Source organism: Microbispora sp. NBC_01389 (assembly GCF_045040095.1).
Classification (GTDB): domain Bacteria; phylum Actinomycetota; class Actinomycetes; order Streptosporangiales; family Streptosporangiaceae; genus Microbispora.
Genome location: NZ_CP109552.1, coordinates 1,046,895 through 1,066,305 on the forward strand (window position 1 = coordinate 1,046,895; position 19,411 = coordinate 1,066,305).

At 68.4% G+C, this 19,411-nt stretch carries 23 protein-coding genes and 1 tRNA gene; 9 read left to right on the forward strand and 15 right to left on the reverse strand.

The window, feature by feature from the left end; translation table 11 throughout:
* Positions 1 to 16: 16 nt before the first annotated feature.
* The 4 genes from OG344_RS04775 to OG344_RS04790 all read left to right on the forward strand — a co-directional run bounded on the left by OG344_RS04775 (position 17) and on the right by OG344_RS04790 (position 3,504).
* Entirely contained in the window at positions 17 to 1,522 is a 1,506-nt protein-coding gene (locus OG344_RS04775) for a potassium/proton antiporter (RefSeq protein WP_405087134.1), read from the forward strand.
* A gap of 128 nt (positions 1,523 to 1,650) precedes the next feature.
* Positions 1,651 to 2,007 (forward strand): FmdB family zinc ribbon protein, encoded by a 357-nt coding sequence (locus OG344_RS04780; protein WP_405087135.1) that lies wholly within the window; start codon positions 1,651 to 1,653, stop codon positions 2,005 to 2,007.
* An 83-nt stretch (positions 2,008 to 2,090) separates the two neighbouring features.
* Complete coding sequence (locus OG344_RS04785) at positions 2,091 to 2,897, forward strand: S-methyl-5'-thioadenosine phosphorylase (protein WP_405087136.1); 807 nt, start codon at positions 2,091 to 2,093, stop codon at positions 2,895 to 2,897.
* Between the two features lie 13 nt (positions 2,898 to 2,910).
* On the forward strand, positions 2,911 to 3,504 hold the full coding sequence (locus OG344_RS04790; protein ID WP_405087137.1) for an SAF domain-containing protein: 594 nt from the start codon (positions 2,911 to 2,913) through the stop codon (positions 3,502 to 3,504).
* Positions 3,505 to 3,508: 4 nt separating this feature from the next.
* Here OG344_RS04790 and OG344_RS04795 read toward each other — a convergent pair whose 3' ends face one another.
* Positions 3,509 to 4,630 (reverse strand): D-alanyl-D-alanine carboxypeptidase family protein, encoded by a 1,122-nt coding sequence (locus OG344_RS04795; protein ID WP_405087138.1) that lies wholly within the window; start codon positions 4,628 to 4,630, stop codon positions 3,509 to 3,511.
* A 138-nt stretch (positions 4,631 to 4,768) separates the two neighbouring features.
* Positions 4,769 to 5,251, reverse strand: a complete 483-nt coding sequence (locus tag OG344_RS04800) for a hypothetical protein (RefSeq protein WP_405087139.1) — start codon at positions 5,249 to 5,251, stop codon at positions 4,769 to 4,771.
* 195 nt (positions 5,252 to 5,446) lie between these two features.
* Here OG344_RS04800 and OG344_RS04805 point away from each other — a divergent pair.
* Positions 5,447 to 5,519 (forward strand) — tRNA-Arg (locus tag OG344_RS04805).
* 258 nt (positions 5,520 to 5,777) lie between these two features.
* Here the strand turns inward: OG344_RS04805 and OG344_RS04810 are convergent.
* From OG344_RS04810 to OG344_RS04825, 4 genes are all read right to left on the reverse strand, one after another.
* Positions 5,778 to 6,590 carry a hypothetical protein gene (locus OG344_RS04810; protein ID WP_405087140.1) on the reverse strand — a complete coding sequence of 271 codons (813 nt, stop codon included), beginning with the start codon at positions 6,588 to 6,590 and terminating at the stop codon, positions 5,778 to 5,780.
* A gap of 125 nt (positions 6,591 to 6,715) precedes the next feature.
* Complete coding sequence (locus OG344_RS04815) at positions 6,716 to 8,080, reverse strand: tyrosine-type recombinase/integrase (protein ID WP_405087141.1); 1,365 nt, start codon at positions 8,078 to 8,080, stop codon at positions 6,716 to 6,718.
* Positions 8,077 to 8,268, reverse strand: a complete 192-nt coding sequence (locus tag OG344_RS04820) for a helix-turn-helix transcriptional regulator (protein ID WP_405087142.1) — start codon at positions 8,266 to 8,268, stop codon at positions 8,077 to 8,079. The genes OG344_RS04815 and OG344_RS04820 overlap by 4 nt, the downstream gene beginning before the upstream one ends.
* A complete protein-coding gene (locus tag OG344_RS04825; RefSeq protein WP_405089044.1) occupies positions 8,268 to 8,753 on the reverse strand; it encodes a replication initiator in 486 nt (161 codons plus the stop codon). The genes OG344_RS04820 and OG344_RS04825 overlap by 1 nt, the downstream gene beginning before the upstream one ends.
* A 568-nt stretch (positions 8,754 to 9,321) precedes the next feature.
* Between OG344_RS04825 and OG344_RS04830 the strand changes: the two genes are divergently transcribed.
* Positions 9,322 to 11,151, forward strand: a complete 1,830-nt coding sequence (locus OG344_RS04830) for a group II intron reverse transcriptase/maturase (protein WP_405087143.1) — start codon at positions 9,322 to 9,324, stop codon at positions 11,149 to 11,151.
* 95 nt (positions 11,152 to 11,246) lie between these two features.
* Here OG344_RS04830 and OG344_RS04835 read toward each other — a convergent pair whose 3' ends face one another.
* From OG344_RS04835 to OG344_RS04855, 5 genes are all read right to left on the reverse strand, one after another.
* Entirely contained in the window at positions 11,247 to 12,191 is a 945-nt protein-coding gene (locus OG344_RS04835) for a replication initiator (RefSeq protein ID WP_405087144.1), read from the reverse strand.
* Between the two features lie 98 nt (positions 12,192 to 12,289).
* Positions 12,290 to 12,430 (reverse strand): hypothetical protein, encoded by a 141-nt coding sequence (locus OG344_RS04840; RefSeq protein WP_405087145.1) that lies wholly within the window; start codon positions 12,428 to 12,430, stop codon positions 12,290 to 12,292.
* 18 nt (positions 12,431 to 12,448) lie between these two features.
* A complete protein-coding gene (locus OG344_RS04845; RefSeq protein WP_405087146.1) occupies positions 12,449 to 13,108 on the reverse strand; it encodes a DUF2637 domain-containing protein in 660 nt (219 codons plus the stop codon).
* Between the two features lie 18 nt (positions 13,109 to 13,126).
* Positions 13,127 to 14,479 carry an FtsK/SpoIIIE domain-containing protein gene (locus OG344_RS04850; RefSeq protein WP_405087147.1) on the reverse strand — a complete coding sequence of 451 codons (1,353 nt, stop codon included), beginning with the start codon at positions 14,477 to 14,479 and terminating at the stop codon, positions 13,127 to 13,129.
* Positions 14,472 to 14,813 (reverse strand): hypothetical protein, encoded by a 342-nt coding sequence (locus OG344_RS04855; protein ID WP_328855041.1) that lies wholly within the window; start codon positions 14,811 to 14,813, stop codon positions 14,472 to 14,474. The genes OG344_RS04850 and OG344_RS04855 overlap by 8 nt, the downstream gene beginning before the upstream one ends.
* A 162-nt stretch (positions 14,814 to 14,975) precedes the next feature.
* On the opposite strand from OG344_RS04855, the gene OG344_RS04860 reads away from it, so the two are divergent.
* Positions 14,976 to 15,332: a GntR family transcriptional regulator gene (locus tag OG344_RS04860; RefSeq protein ID WP_405087148.1), complete on the forward strand. Its 357-nt coding sequence runs from the start codon at positions 14,976 to 14,978 to the stop codon at positions 15,330 to 15,332.
* Positions 15,333 to 15,509: 177 nt separating this feature from the next.
* Here the strand turns inward: OG344_RS04860 and OG344_RS04865 are convergent, their stop codons facing one another.
* Positions 15,510 to 15,728: a hypothetical protein gene (locus tag OG344_RS04865; RefSeq protein ID WP_405087149.1), complete on the reverse strand. Its 219-nt coding sequence runs from the start codon at positions 15,726 to 15,728 to the stop codon at positions 15,510 to 15,512.
* A gap of 154 nt (positions 15,729 to 15,882) precedes the next feature.
* Here OG344_RS04865 and OG344_RS04870 point away from each other — a divergent pair, with 154 nt between their 5' ends.
* Together OG344_RS04870 and OG344_RS04875 are read left to right on the forward strand one after the other, a co-directional pair.
* Positions 15,883 to 16,623, forward strand: coding sequence for a helix-turn-helix domain-containing protein (locus tag OG344_RS04870; RefSeq protein WP_405087150.1), 741 nt, complete (start codon positions 15,883 to 15,885; stop codon positions 16,621 to 16,623).
* Position 16,624: 1 nt separating this feature from the next.
* On the forward strand, positions 16,625 to 17,101 hold the full coding sequence (locus OG344_RS04875; protein WP_405087151.1) for an NUDIX domain-containing protein: 477 nt from the start codon (positions 16,625 to 16,627) through the stop codon (positions 17,099 to 17,101).
* Between the two features lie 842 nt (positions 17,102 to 17,943).
* Here OG344_RS04875 and OG344_RS04880 read toward each other — a convergent pair.
* From OG344_RS04880 to OG344_RS04890, 3 genes are all read right to left on the reverse strand, one after another.
* Positions 17,944 to 18,495 carry an HD domain-containing protein gene (locus OG344_RS04880; protein ID WP_405087152.1) on the reverse strand — a complete coding sequence of 184 codons (552 nt, stop codon included), beginning with the start codon at positions 18,493 to 18,495 and terminating at the stop codon, positions 17,944 to 17,946.
* Between the two features lie 67 nt (positions 18,496 to 18,562).
* Positions 18,563 to 19,042, reverse strand: coding sequence for a GntR family transcriptional regulator (locus OG344_RS04885; RefSeq protein ID WP_405087153.1), 480 nt, complete (start codon positions 19,040 to 19,042; stop codon positions 18,563 to 18,565).
* Entirely contained in the window at positions 19,026 to 19,379 is a 354-nt protein-coding gene (locus tag OG344_RS04890; RefSeq protein ID WP_405087154.1) for a hypothetical protein, read from the reverse strand. The genes OG344_RS04885 and OG344_RS04890 overlap by 17 nt, the downstream gene beginning before the upstream one ends.
* Positions 19,380 to 19,411 lie beyond the last annotated feature (32 nt).

Genomic DNA, 19,411 nt, shown 5'->3' on the forward strand with positions numbered 1-19,411 from the left:
CGCGGCGAAGGGAGCGGTGGGTCTGAACATCTGGCTGTTGCTGTCCGCCGCCGTCGTCATCGCGGCCATCGCGTCCGTACGGATCGCGCACCGCACCGGCCTGCCCACCCTGCTCATCTATCTCTGCCTCGGGCTGCTGCTCGGCGAGCGCGGCCTCGGCGGCATCCACTTCGACAACGCGCACCTCGCCCAGCAGCTCGGCCTGATCGCGCTCGCCGTGATCCTGGCCGAAGGCGGCCTGACCACCAACTGGAGTCACGTACGCGACGCCGTGCCGAGCGCGCTCGTGCTCGCCACGGTGGGCATCGCGGTCAGCGTCTCCGTACTCGCCGCGACCGCCTCGCTCCTGCTCGGCCTGGACTGGCGGTCGGCGTTCCTGCTCGGCGCCGTGCTGGCCTCCACCGACGCGGCGGCCGTGTTCTCCGTGCTGCGGCGGCTGCCGCTGCCGCTCCGGCTCGCCGGGATCCTGGAGGCGGAGTCGGGCTTCAACGACGCGCCCGCCGTCATCCTCGTGATGACGCTGAGCGTGGGCTCGACGCTGACGCTCTCGGTGCCGGCCACCCTGCTGGACACCGCCGCCGAACTCGCCATCGGCGCGGCCGTCGGCCTCGCGGTCGGCCCGGCCGGGGCGTACGCGCTGCGCCGGGTGGCCCTGCCCGCCTCCGGTCTCTACCCGATCGCGGTGCTGGCGCTGGCGTTCGTCGCCTACAGCGGGGCGGCGCTGCTGCACGGCAGCGGCTTCCTCGCGGTGTACGTCGCGACGCTGATCCTCGGCAACGCCCGCCTCCCCCACCGCGCCGCGACCCGCGGCTTCGCGGAGGGCTCGGCGTGGCTCGCCCAGATCGGGCTGTTCGTGATGCTCGGCATCCTGGCCGACCCGGCGGAGCTGCCCGTCGTGATCGTGCCCGCCCTGGTGTCGGGGGTGCTGCTGGTCCTGGTCGCCCGGCCGGCGTCGGTCCTGGTGTCCAGCGTGGTCGTACGGCTCCTGCGTCTCGGCTCGATGCCGTGGCGGGAACAGATCTTCCTGTCGTGGGCCGGGCTGCGCGGCGCGGTGCCGATCGTGCTCGCCACCATCCCCTGGAGCGCGGGCGTGCCGGGGGCGAAGGGCCTGTTCAACGACGTCTTCATCATCGTCATCGTGTTCACGCTCCTGCAGGGGCCGACCCTGCCGTACCTCGCGCGGGTGCTCGGCCTGGCCGCCGAGGGCGAGGCGCGCGATCTCGACGTGGAGGCCGCGCCGCTGGAGGAGCTGAATGCCGACCTGCTGCAGGTCCGCATCCCGCGCGGGTCGCTCATGCACGGCGTGGAGATCTTCGAGCTGCGGCTGCCCACCGACACCATGGTGACTCTCGTCGTACGGAACGGGCGGTCGTTCGTGCCCGGTCCGACGACCCAGCTTCTGGTCGGGGACCAGCTTCTCGTGGTCACCACGGCGGCGCAGCGGGAGACCGTCGAGCGCCGCCTGCGCGCGGTCAGCCGCAAGGGCAAGCTGGCCGGATGGTACGGCGAACGCGGCGGCTGACCTGCTGTAGAGGCTGTGGGCGGACGGGACGTCGGGGGGCAATAAACCGGGCTGGTGTGGCGTTTGCGCTTGTTGGTTGAATACCATTAGCAATCGACCCGGTCGAGTGCCAGTCTCAGGAGGAGCGAGTGCCCACCTACCAGTACGCCTGTACCGCTTGCGGGGAGCAGCTGGAGGCCGTTCAGAGGTTCTCTGACGACCCGCTCACGGAGTGCCCGGCCTGCCAGGGCAAGCTGCGCAAGGTGTTCTCCGCCGTCGGCATCGTGTTCAAGGGCTCCGGCTTCTACCGGACCGACAGCCGTTCGTCGAGCACGTCGACGACCGCGCCGAGCACGACGGCGCCGTCGAAGTCCGCCGACTCCGCCGGCTCGGGTGACTCCGGTGGCTCGAGCGGTTCGCCCGCGCCCGCGCCCGCGAAGAAGGAGACCGCCTCGACCAGCACGTCGACGACCTCCTCGTCGTCGGGATCGACCGCCGCCGCCTGAGGTTGCCCACAGGGGTCTGATGTTGTCCACAGGGGCCGCCGGGCCGCGCCGGAGGCACGGCGCCGTTCGCTAGGGTCGGCCCCATGGTCAATCGCGCAGACATCGGGGTCATCGGCGGATCCGGGCTCTACTCCCTGCTGGAGGACGCCCACGAGGTCGACGTGACGACGCCGTACGGCCCGCCCAGTGACACGATCTCCGTGGGCCGCATCGGCGGCAGGTCCGTCGCGTTCATCCCCCGGCACGGCCGCGGCCACACGTATCCTCCGCACCGCATCCCCTATCGGGCGAACATGTGGGCTCTGCGGTCCCTCGGCGTCCGGCAGGTCCTCGCGCCCAGCGCGGTCGGGTCCCTGCGCCCCGAGATCGGCCCGGGCGCCCTCGTGATCCCCGACCAGCTCGTGGACCGCACCCAGAGCCGCGAGCAGACCTTCTACGACACGGGCGGCGCCGTCCACGTGTCGTTCGCCGACCCCTACTGCCCCTCCGGCCGGGCCGCCGCGACAGCCACGGCACGCGAGGCCGGCTGGGACACGGTCGACGGCGGAACGCTGGTCGTGATCGAGGGTCCCCGCTTCTCCACCCGCGCCGAGTCGCGGTGGTACGCGGGCGCGGGCTGGTCGATCATCGGCATGACCGGGCACCCCGAGGCCGTCCTCGCCCGTGAGCTGGCCCTCTGCTACACGACGCTCTCCCTCGTCACCGACCACGACGCCGGTGTCGAGGCTGGGGAGGGGGTCACCCACGAGGAGGTGCTGGCCTTCTTCGCGGCCAACGTGGAGCGGATGCGCACGCTGGTCTCCCAGGTCGTGGAGGCCCTGCCGGAGGATCGAACCTGCCCCTGCGGCAACGCCCTCGACGGCATCAAGCTCCCGATCGAGCTTCCCTGATGGTCGGGTTGTCATGCGCGCCCTGAAACGGCTTCCCGTGCGCCGTCGCCGTGCGGGCGCCGCGATCCTCGCCGGGCTCGCGGCGGCGTGCGCGCTGTCGGCCGTACGGGCGCCGCGGGGCGTGGAGGTGCTCGCCGCCGCCCGCGACCTCGCCGGAGGCAGGCTGGCCTCCTCCGACGTGATGGTCGTACGGCTGCCGCCCGACGCCGTGCCCGCCGGGGCGTACGCGGCCGGCTCCCCGGTGACCGGCAGGGTGGTCGCGGGACCGCTGCGCCGGGGTGAGCCGCTCACCGACGCGCGTCTCCTCGGGCCGGGCCTGTTCCGGCTCTCCGGATCGCCGGAGTCGGTCGCGACGCCGGTCCGGATCGCGGACCCGGGCGCCGCCCGGCTGCTGTCGCCGGGGGATGTGATCGACGTCCTGGCGGCGTACGAGGACGGCCCCTTCGAGGCCAGGACGGTCGCCCAGGAAGTCCGGGTGATCGCCCGGCCGCCGGGCTCCACGGACGGCGGAGGGCTGCTCGTGCTGGCCACGACTCCCGCCCAGGCCGCCGGGCTCGCCCAGGCCCAGGCACAGGGCAGGCTCTCGGTGACGATCCACCCCCGCTGAGCGGTTAGGGCAGGAGTGATCCGAGCTTGGGGTCGTACTCCCAGTGCCACGGCTCGAAGGGGCTGTGATAGGCCCAGTCGGGGTGGAACCAGCCATACTTCTTGCCGTTGGCCTCAAGCCAGTTGAACTGGACGGACCGGAAGCTCTGCACGCCGCCGCAGAGGTCGACGGCGAGCCCGAGCCCGTGGTTGCTCTTGCCCGGCGTGGCCGCGAACCCGGGCCGCCGGTAGTAGACGGCCTGCTGCTCGCCGAGGCTGCGGTAGCTGTCGGAGATGCACATCGGCGCGCCGAAGCGCTTCTTGTAGGCGATGTTGAGGTCGGCGAAAGCGATCGCGGCGTCGGCCCGCAGGGTCTCCCCGCGCTGCGGGAGGGGGCACAGGATGTTCTGGGGGAGGAGGCCGTTCGGATACTGCTCCGCCTGGGCGATCCGGGTGGGATCGCAGCCCCCCGCGCCTTCCGTCCCCTGGCCGATCTTCACGCCCAGCTTGACCAGCGCCTTGGTCAAGGACCGGACCAGAGTGGTGGAGCGCTTACGCATGATGGTGACCTGAGCGCTGAGCTGCGCCTCCTGGAGCAGGCTGGCCGCCCGCAGCTCCTGCGCCTCCTGCGCGAGCCGCTGCTGACCTTCGAGCAGCTTCGACGCCTCGCTGAGGACGGTGCTGTGCCCGGCGACCAGGTGCTGCATGTCGCTCATGCTGCGCAGGATGGCCGTGCCGTCCCCGCCGGCGATGAACGGGCTGAGGCCCCCGACCGAGGGGTCCTGGTAGAGCGACGCCGCCAGGTCGGACAACGGCTTGCGCAGCCTGTTGAACTCGGCCGTGGCCTCCTGGAGGCGGGTGAGCTTGCCCGCGAGCTCCTTCTCCACGCCCGCGAACTTCTTCTGCCGCGCCACCAGCGCCCGGTTCGCGTCCTCGATCGACTTGTAGGCCTTCTCAGCCTCACGCCGCAGCTCCGTCAGGGACGTGGGCTCCTTGCCGAGCTCGCCCGCCCAGACGGCGGCGTCCGTACGGGCGCTCGCGCCGACCGTCATGGGCACCGAGGCAGCCGCAGCCGTACCGGTCGTCGAGGCCAGCGAAGTCATCACCGTGACGACCGCGATCAGCCCGGCCGACCGAGGAGATGACACGCTCCGACTCCCCCGTTTGCGAACTCGTGACCTGGGTCAGGGACGCACGTTACTACAGCGTCCGGTGGGCCGGTGCCCTGGTTCGCCCAAGCGCTATCGACCGATCACGTCGCGTTTGCGCCTTTCCAGCTCATGCGCCTACTGCCCGCCGCCCTCCCGGCAGGCATCCCAGAGCCAGGTGTCCTTCCACTCCGAAGCACACGCCGGGCGCTCTTCCCGGGGTTCCGGCCTCTTGATGGGCCGCCTCTTCTCCTTCTCCGGGGCGCTCCGGGGGGCGGCCTTCCAGACTCGCCCGACAACCGGCGCGGGAACAGCGGGAAGCCGCACCAGCCCCTCGTAACGACGCGCCGGCCCGTACGGCTCCGGCACCGGCGTCGGATCCAGTAGCGTCTTTGCCGTCTGCGCGGCCCGGTCGGCGTTTGTTAGCGCCCGGGCCCCCGACGGCGCCTCGGCGGACAGCCCCGGCCCGGCACTCCGTACTCCGCCGGCAGGCGCGGCGGGCACGCGCCGGACCTCATCCGCCAGGCCGCTCCGCGTACGTTCCCCGTAGCCCGCGAGATCGGCCACGAGCAAGCCTGAAGCCAGGATCCCCGGCGCGATCATCGCCGCGACGAGCGTCATCGATCGCCGCCCCAGGGATCCGCGTCGCGTTACGGTCACAGCCAGCGACGGTAAGGGGCCTCCCTGGCGCTAGCGGCGGCGAGTTGCCATGCCTTTACCGCAGGTCGGCCGACCGATGACCACCGACTTCTCCACCGCACCCCGGGTGGAGGCGCGAGCGCCCCAACCTTTCGCTAGGCTTACTACCGCACACTTGCCTCCGTAGCTCAGGGGATAGAGCACCGCTCTCCTAAAGCGGGTGCCGCAGGTTCGAATCCTGCCGGGGGCACCGAGTTTACCTTGTAACTTGCCACCTGACCTGGGGGTTCTCTCCAGGTGCGGCTTCCGCCGGTGTGCAGCCGTAGGCCGCCGAGAGCAGCTCTGAATCGCCGTTCACGGAATATCCACGGGATGATCTTGTTACTGCTCAACCTCGATCCAGAGCTGTAGGGCAGCACGCTTTCAAGTGCTCTCCCTCGACCGGCAGAGGGGCAGAGCATGTGACCTGAGCAGCGGCATCGTCTAGACAGGACGGGTCAGCGCCGCTTCAAGACAGGCAACTGCTGATCGGCTCCTCGAAGACCCCGAACGGGACGAACCTAATCTCCTCCCTCCCCTTCTTCGCCCGTGTCCCATAAGTGTGAAAAATGTAATCTTGCGGGGCGAGAGTCGGGTCGGCCCCCGGGATCCAGTCGAGACCGCCCTTACGGACAACTGCTGTCCAGGTAGTCGGAGAGCGCATCACAAAGCTTGCTTGGCTACAAGGCGAAACAAGCACCTCCGCGTTCTGCCTTGTATTCCTAGCGCCTACGAGGGACAGGACAAGGACCGTGGCGGCGGCCGAGTTCGCGTTGCGAATCTTGATCCGCATTCCGGCGGGATCGATGTAGGCCAGTACTGAGACGTGCTGAACGAACGCGGCGTGGGCACGCTTCTCTTCAGCCTGCCGCAGTTGCTCCGCACGCTGCGCTTCCTCGCGCGATAGCTGCTCCTGACGCTGCGCATCCTCGCGCGATAGCTGCTCCTGACGCTGCGCATCCTCGCGCGATAGCTGCTCCTGACGCTGCGCATCCTCGTGTCGTTGCTCCTGCCACATATACACGCTTGTGATCAGAGCGACTGCCGCGATGATGGAACCTGCGATCTGCCCGCGAGCGCCGAGAAGGCTCCCTCGTGCGGAGATCTCAGCGTGATCAGGCTTGCTGCGGCGCCTCACTTCGTTCGTGTCAATAATCCACTCGAAGACTACTCCGAGGCCAACCGCGAGCACCGTTCCCAGGAGCGGAGACCAGACTGGAATCGAGCCCCACTGGAACGGGAGCGGTATGGGAGTGGTCAGGAACTCGCCAAGGTCAAGCACCGAGCATTCCTCCGCTGAGGCGCGTGGGTTCGTAGGAGGATCTTGATGCGTGAAACGGGCCGGTACGACCGATAGTTCCTTCCGGAGTAGGTGTCCCACCAGGAAGGCCTCAGGCCACCTTGGCCCTAATTGTCGAGGGCCATGGCGATCTGGTTGTTAGCGAAGGCCCGTTGCCCATCGATGCACTTGGCGTATACGCGTAGGAGCACGTCAACGCCGTGCCCGGCGCGCTGGGCTACCTCGGTCGGAGGGACGCCCGCGTTCAGCCAGAGCGAGACTGCCGCATGCCGAAGGTCATAGGGGCGAGCCGCCAGCGGCGACGCGACCTGTTCGACAGTGAAGGCCAGCCGCCGGGCCTCCTGCCAGACGGCGGAGTACGCCGAGGAGGAGAAAGGCCGGCCCTTGCTCGTCCGGAAGATCCTGCCGTCCTTCGCCGTGCCGTACGCATCGATGTACTCACGGAGGATCGCGACGAGGACCGCAGGGATTGGAATCTCCCGCGTGTCGTCCACTGCCCGATGCTTAAGGCCGCGTTCGTCGTGGGTCTCCCCCGAGTTCGTCCATCGCTTGTTCGCCTGTGGCCGCGCCTTCTCAAGCGTGATCAGACCCCACCCCTCGGCGGGGAGGTCGCAGTTCTGCCGACGTAGCCCCGAAGCCTCCTCCGGGCGGAGGGCCGCGTAATACATACAGGCGAACATGGCCATCATCCGGGGGCCACGAGTCCGGCCCACCTGCGTCACCGCGTCAAGCAGCGCCCGCGCCTGAGCCGGGTTGACCACCGTTCGCGGGTCGACGGCTCCGGCGGCTTTCGGAGGCTTCCACTTCACCGCGTTCAGCGGGTTTGCGGGCAGCTTCTTGAGCTCCACCGCGGATTCCATCATGTGATGGAACACGGCTCGCTTGCGCCGTACGGTGTTGGGCGCCGCCGGTTCGCCGTCGAAGCGGAGGGCGATAGCGTCGAGGGCCGAGCGGATCACGGCCGGTTCCATCAGGTCGACCAGGGACAGGGACGCCGCTTCCAGCCAGCCGAACGCCGCCTTGTGCTCCGGCCGCAGCTCCCCGCGCCGCTTGTCGGGCAGGAAGGCGTACTCCCGCAGCACCGCGCGAAGGTCCTCGTCATCCGGCCTACCCGGAAGATCCTTGACGAGGGCGGGGACGAGGGACAGCAGGGCGTACGTCATCGTCTCGCGAGTCCGAGCCGCGGAATGGACCCAGCGGGCCGCCATATACGACCGGGCGAAGTCGAAGAAGGTCGGCCCGGTATCGGCTGGCTTGGCCATCGATTCGGGAAGTCCTGTGGTCAGGTCGAAAGCCTCGCCCCGCTTGGCCGCCTGCCGCAGGTCGGACACGAAGTTCTCGGCGAGTGCCTTGGTACGGAAGGTCTTGGACTTCTCCTTAGGGCCGACCTTCCACCGCGTCACGTACGAGGGCGTCTTGCTGGAGGCGTTCCGGCGGATGTCCCAGAACTTGACGTCGTAGGAGGTGTTCACGCCGCCTCCCGGAGGGATTCCAGCCAGGCCGCGAGGTCGCTCCGCCAGACGCGGATCTCTCCGTTGGGAAGCTTGATGCACTTGGGCGCGTGGCCGAGTTCACGCCAGCGGTAGAAGGTCCGGCGGGACACTCCGCCCAGCTCGGCGAGCACCTCGGGAACCGTGAGGAGCTGATCGTTGCGCGCCATCAGCCGCCACCTCCGATGACGGCTGATGAGGCGGTAAGAGCGGCCACGAGGGCGTCACCTGGGGAGTAGCCCTTCCCGGCGTACTCCCATTCGCTGATCACGAGGACGGTGTCCTCCTCGAGGAGGGGCAGGCGGCCCGTCGTGATCTGCTCATCGCGGGCATGTTCCTGCCGTTCAGCCCGGATATCGCCGAGGGTGGTGGAGTAACGGCGGGATCGAGTGGAGAAGTGACCGCGGAAGCCGAGCATGTGCGCCCACTGGGTCACCCGGAGGTCGGCCAGCTCCTCGAAGGCGCCGAGACGGAGGCATTCGGCGATGAGACGCCGGGCGTGCTCACGGACGGGCAGGGCCGTCAGGTCCTCGCCGGGGACGATGCGCCGGTCGATGGTACCGACGCATTCGGCGGCCTTGGTTGCGTACTTGGCCACGGTGCGACACGAGGTCGCACGTGATGAGTGGGTTATGTCTAAGGAGGTTCGCGTGATAGCGAAGGTGTAACCCCGGGCTTGTGCTCATGGCCCGTCTCCGCTCTGACGTGCGTCGCCGTTGGTAACGGCGAGGTACGAAGCTCAGGGAAGAAGTCTGGAAGGCCTCACTCCATCTGGGGCCGAAGGGCGAGGGGAAGGCCGGGCGGGTGAACGCGAGTGAACCCTTGATGATGCCTCGTCAAGTACACCCCTGCGAGATGGGATGAGGAGCGGGGTAGGGGCTGCCGCTGGGAAGCGGCGGGTGCCGGTCATGGACGTAGCGGTGGCCGGAGAGCATCACCGTCCCCGGGGTGAAGAGGGCACCCAATCCGGTCGCAACTCATGCGTGCGGAACGTGGAAACCCCGTCATGGTCCCGGCCTGTTCCGGCGCCGGGTAGGACCACTAGATCCATGGCGGGACAAGGATGCCTGAAAAGCAAACGCCGGTGGCCGAAAGGCGACAGGAAACCGCAAGGGCAGGCAGGGGCCGGCTCCTCCGCCGGCCGCCCGGCGGATAACTGGCCGGATACCGGGCCTGGTGCCCGGACCCGAAAGGGCGCTGACGCAGGCAGGTGAGCCTTTGAAGTGATCGACACGCAGGCGAGCGAACCGGAAGGCGAGTTGGACGGCATGGCGAACAACGCGGCGGACGCCGATGAGGCGGCCGCCGTCGCTGTGGTGAACGAGCCCACGGACGCGCCCACTGCCTGGCAGATGCATCGGCCCGCCCAGGGGTTGAGCATGCGCCGGGCGCGGGAGAACGTAGCCCGTCTACGCGGCCGGATCTTCAAGGCTGAACAGGCAGGGGACCGCAAGAAGGTCCGGAACTTGCAGAAGCTGATGCTCCGCAGCCACAGCAACACGCTGGTCAGCGTAGAGCGGGTGACGGAGATCAACGCCGGACGGGCGACCGCCGGGATCGATGGTGAGATCGCGTTGACCGATGCGGCCAGGGCGAACCTGATCCATCGGGTGGGCCTGGTGAAGTCCTGGCAGGCCCGACCGGTCCGGCGGGTGTACATCCCCAAACCGGGGAACCAGGCGAAACTACGCCCGCTGTCGATTCCGGTGATCTTTGATCGGGTGTTGCAGGCCCGGGTGAAGAACGCGTTGGAACCGCAGTGGGAGGCACGGTTCGATGCCCGCAGTTACGGGTTTCGGCCGGGCCGTAGTTGCCAGGACGCGATCGAGGCCATCTTCAAAGTGGGGCGCGGGGTCAACGCCAAGCGCCTGTGGTGGCTGGATGCGGACCTGGCCGCGGCGTTCGATCGTGTCGATCACAACCACGTCATGTCGATGCTCGGGTCCTTCCCCGGCAACGGGTTGATCCGGCAGTGGCTGGCGGCGGGCGTGATCGAGGCGGGGCTGTTGTCTGTCACGGCGGAAGGTGTCCCGCAGGGCGGAGTCATCAGCCCGTTGATCTTCAATGTCGCGGTGCATGGGATGGCGGAGGCGGCCGGAGTCCGGCACGTCACCTCCCCCTCCCGGGTCGGGGAGGCCAGGGCGGGATCTCCCGTCCTGGTCGCCTACGCCGATGACCTGGTGGTCGGCTGCCACAGCCAGCGGCAGGCCGAACAGGTCCAACAGCGGCTCGCCGAGTGGCTACGGCCTCGGGGCCTGGCCTTCAACGAGGCCAAAACCCGGATTGTGCATCTGGAGGAGGGGTTTGACTTCCTCGGGTTCACCATCCGCCGCTTGGAGGGCAAGCTGTTGATCAAACCCAGTAGGGACGCTGTCAAGCGGATCCGTCAGCGGCTACGGGCGGAGTTCCGCGCGCTGCGCGGCGCTCCGGTACTCGCCCTGATCCGCAGGATCAACCAGATCGTGCGGGGCTGGGCGGCCTACTATCGGGCCGCGTGTTCCAGCAGAGTCTTCCAGGTTCTGGACGACTACCTGTGGATGCTGGCCTACAAATGGGCCAAGTACCGCCACCCGAACAAGCCGAAGAAGTGGGTCGTGGACCGCTACTTCGACCGGTTCCATCCGGGCAGGAACGATCGGTGGGTGTTCGGCGACCGCGACAGCGGCGCCTACATGCGCCGATTCTCCTGGACGAACATCGTCCGGCACACCCTGGTCAAGGGCAGGGCATCCCCCGATGACCCCGCCCTGGCCGGGTACTGGGCCGAGCGGCGAGGCAAGCACAGGCCTCCGCTCCGCGACAGCACCGTGGCCCTGCTGCGCATCCAACAGGGCCGCTGCCCGCTGTGCGGAGACCTTCTCTTGCACGCCGACCGGCCACCCGGCTCCCCGCAGGAATGGGAGCAGTGGTTCCGCGTGACTCGCAAGGCGATCACCAAGCAGCAGATCGTCACCACCGAGGACCGCACCGTGTCGGACCCGACCCGGAAACGCTTGATACACACCCACTGCCACCAGGACAGCGCCGGTGTTCCAGCGCTTCTGCACGCCTGACAGCTCATCGTGGCTTGCTTGAGCCGTGTGCGGGGACGACCCGCCCGCACGGTTCTGAGGGGGGCCCGGCGCAGCAATGCCCCGGGCCTACCCGACTACCCGGCTACGGCCTGGTCGGTCAGCTCGCCGTCCATGGTGATCGGGCGGGTGTCGAGTTGCGCGCCCCAGCGGAGTACCCGTTCCGGGTGGCCGTCGTGCGCGGGTGTCTTGGCCGTGACTACGGAGACGGCGTGCTGTACGGCTTGGCTGAGGAGATCGAGGGTGGCCCAGGCCGGGGGCTGCGAGATGGGTCCGGCCGGTCCGTCGAGGCGGATGACGGCGTGGAGGTGGACGACGCCGCGCCGTTGGTATTCGGCGACCTTGGCGAAGGAGACGACAAGCTGGTCGCGCATGTTGCGGAGGGTCAGGCCGCCGAGCTTGGCCAGGTGCCGCCGCAGGGCGTCGGCGAAGCGCTTCCAAAGCAGCGGCGCGACCGCGTTGAACAGCACCGAGCCGGTGTAGTCGTAGCAGTCAGGGCACAGCGGCTCGCCGAGGCAGTCATCGTCGGCCCCGTGCCGGGCGGTGCAGGACAGGACGCGCCCGTGCGGGCAGGGCTCGGCGTCACGTCGGGGGTGGCAGGGCAGGACGCTCCCGTTGTGCTGCCTGCGGGTGTGGACCGGGCCGAACGACGGCGCGGTGAGGGTGACGAACAGGCACGGGTGCGCCGTCACCGACGTAGGGACGCCCTTGCCGCCAATGAGGCCGGCGCGGATGAGGTGGTAGGTGTCTGCCCGGTAGGTCTCGGCGCAGGCCGGGCAGCGGGAGGCGCGGCGGGTCTTGCACGGCACGCGCAGGACGCCGTCGGGTTCGAGGCGGGTGCTGTAGCGGTGCAGCAGGGTCCCGGTAGCCCTATCCCAGTGTTCGACCTTGCCACGCAGGTGGATCGGCTGTCGGCAGCCGCCCGTGTGGCGGATCTGGGAAGCGAAGCGGGAGCAGTTGGGGTCGTTGAGTCGGGCGATGGCGCCGCGGATGGCGTGCGCGTTGGCGGATGCTACGGGCAAGATGGAGACCTCCTTTCACTCGATGGGGTGGAGGGATGGCCCCCGACCTGGCGGTTGTCTTGGCGGATGTACGGCCAGGCCGGGGGCGCTGACGCGGTTCAGCAGAAGCCGAGCCCGTCACAGTGGCGGCAGGTCTCGCCGTAGGAGTCGAGACCGCCTCCGCCGCAGTGGCAGCACTGCCACCGCCGGGGCGTGATCGGCACGTGTTCTGTGGGCGGGGCCTGCTCGGTGTCGGACATGGGTGTCACCTCCTTTCCTCAGGCGGGTTCGGATGCGGTACGCAAGGTGCGCAGCAGGTCGGAGGCGAGCTGGTTGGACACACCCAGGCGGGCGCGCAGCAGATCGCGCGTGATCGGCTTGCCGTGCTTGGCCTGGTGTTCGTCAGCCACGCGGCGGGCGTAGTCGACCAGCGCCGGGGACGGTCCTGCCTCGCCGTCCTGCCCGTCCTGTACGACGGGGACGAGCGCGGGAGCCGGGGACAGCGAGGACGAGACGGCATCGACGGTCAGGACGGGCGCGGACGGTTCAGGACGAGGGGCGGCGGCGCGGCGTTCGAGCATCGAGACGGCGATAAGGAACGCCCCGGCGGGGGTGGCTGCCGTCAACCAGCCCCACACGGTCGGTTCGGCCTGGTGCAGGTTGGCGGCCAGGGACAGCACGATCCCGCCGGCCAGGACGAGCGTCGGCCAGGACACCCACCCGTTGCGCTGGCGTCCCGTCTTCTTGTCCCGCTGGCGCTCCCGGGCGGCCATGACGCAGGTGAGGTCGACGCAGACGGCCACGGCCCACGACATCCAACCGGTCTGTCCGTGGTCGGTGGCGGTGTCGCGGATGTGGGTGAACGATCCGGCACCCGCGATGGCGGCCAGCACGAGGACCGGCCCGGTGTCGAGCAGCCATGAGGCAAGGCGTCGCATCGTTACCCCCTTTCGTGGTCAGGCGGACAGCAACTCGGAGAGCACAGCCTCATCAAGGCCGGTGACGCGGCCGGGCTGGGCGATTTCGGCCCACGTGGGAGTGAGCTGGGACCAGTGCCGGGCGGTGTGTTCTGCGGTCTGCTCGGAGACATGGAAGGAGCGGGCGCGGTACCACTGGCCGTCCTGGGAGGCGACGATCGCGACGCCAGGGGTCTCGGCGGGGATGGCACGGGCGGACACCAGGGCGGCGGGGTCGAGGTCGCCGAGCGTCATGGTGGCGGTCTCCGGGTCGTTGACCCGGTGGCAGATCCGCCCCGAGCACTGGGCGCGAAGCGCGGTGACGCCGGGGCCGAGGTCGGAGCCGATCCGCTGACCAGAGCAGAACAGGTAGATGCCGAGCGCCCGCCCGAGCTGGGCGATGCGCAGCAGCGCGGTCGAGGTATGGGCGATCTCGTCTTTCTCGGACTTGTCGGCCATCAGGTACAGCTCGGCCAGCTCGTCGACCAGCACCACCACCGGAATCGGCCGCACGCCGGGCGGCAGTTGCCAGATGTTGCGGGCGCCGGCCGTACGGCACAGCCCCATCCGGTCGACCATCACCGCCATCAGGTCATCCAGCAGGCCCACGCTCTCGGCCCGCGTGGTCGCCAGGGCCGACAACCGGGGCGCGTACGGGGTGAACTCGACCCCGCCTTTGAGGTCGATGCCGACCAGGGCGACCGGCTGCGGAGCGAGCCCGACCAGCAGGGCATTCGCCAGGTTGGACTTGCCCGATTGGGTGGCACCCGCGTTGATCCAGTGCGGCACCATGCGGAAGTCGATCGTCCACAGCCCGCCGGTCTCCAGCCGCCCGACATGGACCTTGAGCAGCTCGCCCGAGGCCGACAGGTGGTCGAGCCGGACGAGCGGATCCCGCACGGTGGCGGCTAGGACGACCCGGCCGGGACGAGGGGACGAGACCCGGACGGCATGCACACCCCAGGAGTGCGCGAGCCGTTCGGCGGCCTGGGCGTAGTCGGCGGGGATCTGCCCTTCCAGGGTGTGGACGGTGACGCGCCAGCCGTGCCGGGTCGGGCGGGGTAGCCACATGAACGGTTTGGTGTCGACCGCGACCCGCTGGAAGCGCCGCCGTACCTTCACGAGCCCGGTCGAGGCAATCGCACCGGGGACGGTGGTGAACCACCAGCGTTGCCGCTTCTTGGTCAACCCGCACCCGAGGGCCACTTTCCGCCAGGTCGCCCGGACGGCGACCGCGACGAGAGGGAAGCCGACGATCAACCAGAAGGAGCGGAAGTGGTAGCGGTGCCAGGCCCACAGGCCGGCCGCCGCAGCGGCCAGGCCCGCGAGCAGCAGTGGGAGGGCGTCAGGCACGGGCGCTCACCCCGGCGGGGACGATTGAGCTGGCCCGGTAGCTGATGCCCCAGCGGGCCTCGCCGCCCCGGGACATCTCCCAGACGTAGCCGACCAATCCGACCGGGGTGACGTCCTGCCCGGCGGCGATCTGCGGCTCGCCGGAGGTGCCGACCTTGACGAGTTCGATCCGGCCGAACTCGTCCTCCACCGACAGGACGATCTCGTAGACGGTGTTGCCGTTCTTGTCGGTCTTGATCTCGCCGGTGTCCTGGTTGAGGACGCGCGGGCGGGGCGCGCGGACGCAGACGAACTGCAGCTTGGTCACGTCGACCGGGATCGGAATGGTGCGCATGCGTGGACCTCCTTAAGCTCGATGCCAACATAGGCCAACATAGTTAACTAGGTTGGCCTGGTTGTCAATGTCTTCTCGGTTGGCTTGGTCGTGCTGTTGTGCTGAGATGGGATTGGATGAGACTGGGCAAGATCTGCGGCTGAGACTGGGCAAGGGACGCAAATGGTGAGGAAGACGGGACGGCCCGGTTACCTCCAGATCGCCGACGATCTGCGCGAACAGATCCGCGGCGGATCTCTGCCACCCGGCGCCCCGTTGCCGTCGACCACCCAGCTCGCCGAGCGGTACGACGCCTCGCTCAGCGTCGTGAAGCTCGCGGTCGGAATCTTGCGGAACGAGGGCCTGGTCATCGGCCAGCAGGGCAAGGGCGTGTTCGTCCGGGAAGACGTCCCGGACACCGACCCGGGGCCGGCGGGCGACTTGGCTGGCGAGGTCATCGCGCTACGCACCGCCGTACAGGACCTGTCGGAACGCCTGGCACGGGTCGAAGAGACCTTGTCTCAGCGATCCGAGAGTTAGGACCGCCGTTCCGGACCTTTAAGCCGGTGACGTGCCGAGCCAGCCGCGCGGACACGTCCCCGGAGGCAACCCCGCCGCGCATGGCCTTGTCCTCCCGCCGGATGCCGAGCAGGACCGTCACGTAGCCGACGGCCACGACCGCGCTGAGCGCCAGGGCGATGATCAGAGGCAGCGCGCTCACGACCAGATCACCCCCAGGGCGGCGGCGCTGAGCGGGCCGCGCGGGGGACGGCGGGTGATGGCGCGACGCCGAGCGGCCCGGCGGCGGGCGACCTGACGGCGAGCCCACCGGTCACGAGCGATGCACTTGGAGCAGCGGGTCTGTCCCTCCTCCAGCAGCGCCCCGCACTCGCAGCCGGGCACCTCCTCCGGATGGGTGATCGTGGTGTCTGTCATTGGTCTGTTCTCCTTCCGTCGCAGGTAGTGGTGATGCGTTGTGACACCGAGAGTGCGGGAGGAGGGCAGGACGAGATCACTACACGACGGGACATGTTCAAGACGTCCCGTCTACGATTGCCACGTCCCTGGACGTCCTGACGCGGCAGGTGAAATGGCCAACGAGCGACTACGCGCGGCCCTTCTGGAACGCGGGGTGAGCATCGCCGAATTGGCGACCGCAATCCAGGTGGACCCCAAGACCGTCGAGCGCTGGATCACCAAAGGCCGCGCGCCGTACCGAAAGCACAGGTACGCCGTCGCCACCCACCTGGGGATAGACGAGGGCTACCTATGGCCCGAGGCCCTGACGCGGGAACAGGTCGCCTCAGCGTCCGAAAGCGAGATCGTCACCGTCTACCCGCACCGCTGGGCCGTCCCCCGGGACGCCTGGGGACGACTGTTCGCCGCCGCCAGCCAGGAGATCGGCATCCTCGTCTACAGCGGGTTGTTCCTCGCCGACGACGCGGGCATTGTGCGAATGCTCGGCGAGAAGGCCGGCGCCGGGGTACGGGTGCGAATCGTGCTCGGCGACCCCGACAGTCCGGAGGTCGCCCAGCGCGGCGCGGACGAGGGCATCGACGACGGCATGTCCGCCAAAATCCGCAACGTCCTCGTCCTGTACAAGCCCATCCGGGGACTCAACAACGTCGAGTTCCGCCTTCACGGCACGGTGCTGTACAACTCGATCTACCGCGGGGACGATCAGCTTCTCGTCAACACTCACGTGTACGGCGTGCCCGCCGGCAACGCGCCCGTCCTGCACCTGCGCAAGGTCCTCGGCGGCGACATGGTCACCACCTACCTGGACAGCTTCGAACGGGTGTGGGAGCAGGCCCGACCGTTAGAGTCGTGACATGGCCCGCCGGATCGACTTCTACGACGACCCCGACGCCCCCGCACCCAACAGCCTCGTCCCGTCCGTCAACGTCGTCGTCACCAACGACGCCGGAGACATCCTGATGATCCGCCGCAGCGACAACGGCAACTGGGCCGTCCCCGGCGGCGCGATCGACCTCGGTGAATCGTTGCCGCAGGCCGCCGTACGGGAAACCCTCGAAGAGACCGGGATCCTGTGCGAAGTCACCGGCTTCGTAGGCACGTACACCGACCCTAAACACGTGATCCTCTACACCAGCAACGGCGAGGCCCGCCAGGAGTTCTCCATAGTCCTCACCGCCCAGGCCGTCAGCGGCGAACCCACCCCGAGCGACGAGTCCCGCGAAGTTCGCTGGGTGCCCCGCGACCGGGTCGGCACCCTGCCAATGCACCGCTCAATGGCCCTGCGAATCAGCCATTACATTACAGGTACAGATCTTCCCCATATTGGGTAGAGTGGCCGTTCAAGGCGTCTAGCGATCTCACCATTCTGACGCTGTCACAAGTACTACTTATTGACCAGCTTCAATTTCCGTACGCACCTCAGCATTGCAATGCATGGAGAGATTAGTGGCTACCACTAGTAGATCGCTCTGAATAGTCTTGAGCGCCTCCCTAAAGCGATCTGCTTGACTTGACATTGCTCCAAGGGGAAGCTCGATGGGCTGCATGGCAACGCGCCTGAAGTCTCTCTCGTAGAGGCATGGAGACGCCGCATCCTCGGCCAGCCCACCGGGCTCTTGCACGATTCGGCAAATACTTTCCGTCGCAACAGCCGCCTCCTCAGCCTGACGCGCGATGTCGGAAACCCGATTTACAAGCGATGGGTCATTAGCAGTCATACCAGGATCGCTGAGTAGAGCCGCAGCCTGCAGCAATTCAGGGGCTGTTGCACGGGCGCGCGTAGCCGCAGGAAGTGCCTGACAAGCGGGGGGAATGGAAGCTGTTGTTGGCGTCTCTGCCGGGGCCGCAACCGGCGTAGCTACGGATCCTGCCTTGTTGCCTGCGCTGCGTTGCCATGCCTGGACACCGATCGTGCCACCAATACCTAGGCCGACGGAGAAGACGATGACCAGTAGTAGTCGTAGTGCCCTCATAGTGACCGCAAGCGTAGCGGTCTTTCCCCGCAGAGCCGGCCTGCGAGCAGCACAATTCGGTCACTTTGAGCTCCACAGCGTGTGCCGACTCATTCCTGCCTGTAATCACTACGTCCCCGCCCAGGCCAAGCCTTCCTAGAGATTGGGCACTACGCCTCTTTTCTTACGCAGACACGAGGCTCGGTAGCGGTTAAGACGCCCTATGAAAGTATGGTGACTCTCTCCTTTACCGACTCCACCGCACGAAGGATGGACGGTGTCGATGCTGTAATTGAGCGGCTGACCAAATGGTCGGGGCCGTAGCGGGAGTGGATTTCGGCCAGGCGGTCGTGTACGTCGAGGTGCCGGCCGTCGGGGCCGGTGGTCATATCGCAGTAGGTCAGCGCGTCGGCCAGGTCTCGCCGCTCCGGGGCGAACTCCTTGGTCAAGGCGTCGTACAGGTCGCGTTCACTGGCCTCGTTAACGGCGCAGGAGTGATGGGCGACCAGGCGGCACAGGCGCTCGTCAGCGCCCGCCACATCGCGCAGGTAGCGGGCGCCGTCGAGGGGGTGAAACCCAGTGTCGACTAGGTCCGGAGAGTAGCCGATGTCATGGAGATAGGCGGCGGCGGTCAGCATGTCGGCCTCGTCACCGAGGATCGGAGCCAGCGACACGGCCCGCGCCGCCACACTCTGGGTGTGCGCCCAGCGCCGGGGCAGCGGCTCGGCAAGGAGACGTTCGGCCAGATCACGCGCCCACGCAGCTTGTCCCACGAGACAGACGATAGGCGCACCCACCCCCGTGCAACCTAGGGCACCAACCCAGACGTCCTAGGACGTCCTACTCGCCAGGGTGGACGAACCGGCCCTTGCCCTGCCGGGACACGATCATCCCCTCGTGCTCCAGCTTCGCGAATGCCTGCCGTACGGTGTTGCGGGACGCGTCGTACAGCCAGCGAAGTTCGGCTTCGCTGGGCAGCAGGTCCCCGGGGCCGAGGTCGCCCCGCTCGATTCGCCGCCGCAGCTCGCGGGCGATGAGCTGGTAACGGTAGGAGGCATCGACCGGCGCGTCAGCGCCTTGCACGAGCCGCCCCTTCGAGGGGACCGTCACGATCAACCCCTCTGACTCCAAGGTCCGCAACGCACGACGCACTGTGTTGCGGGCAACGCGGAACTCCGCCGTCAGAGCGGTCTCCGAGGGCAGCGCCCGCCCCGCCGGATAGACACCCGTCCTGATCCGCTCGCGCAGCCGCTCGGCCAGCTTGCCGGAGACTCGTTGCCCGGTCAGCCACGCCTTGCGCCGTTCAGGAGCGGTGTGCATCGAGAATCTTTGTCAGGTCGATGCCGAGTTCTCCCTGTTCGCCGTCGCGCCAGCCCTCGCGCGCCGCCTTCTCGATTCGGTCGGCCGCCGGCCCCAGCTTCAGGCATGAGACCCGTTCGTCGTGCTGGTCGCCCCAGTAGAACCACAGGAACGCCAGGTGGACGTAGACCCGGCGGGGCCGTAGCCGACTGTCGGTCACGTCCAAGGCGGGCCGGTTCTTCTCATCCACGATCAGGACCGCCGTGATCCCGCGTTCCTCCAGCTCATCCCGCAGCTCCGTCAAGAGCTGTTCCTGATACTCGCGCTGCCGCTTCTGGACCGGCCGCAGTTGCTCCATGCCCTGACACGCTCCCTTCGGCTTGGCGGTGG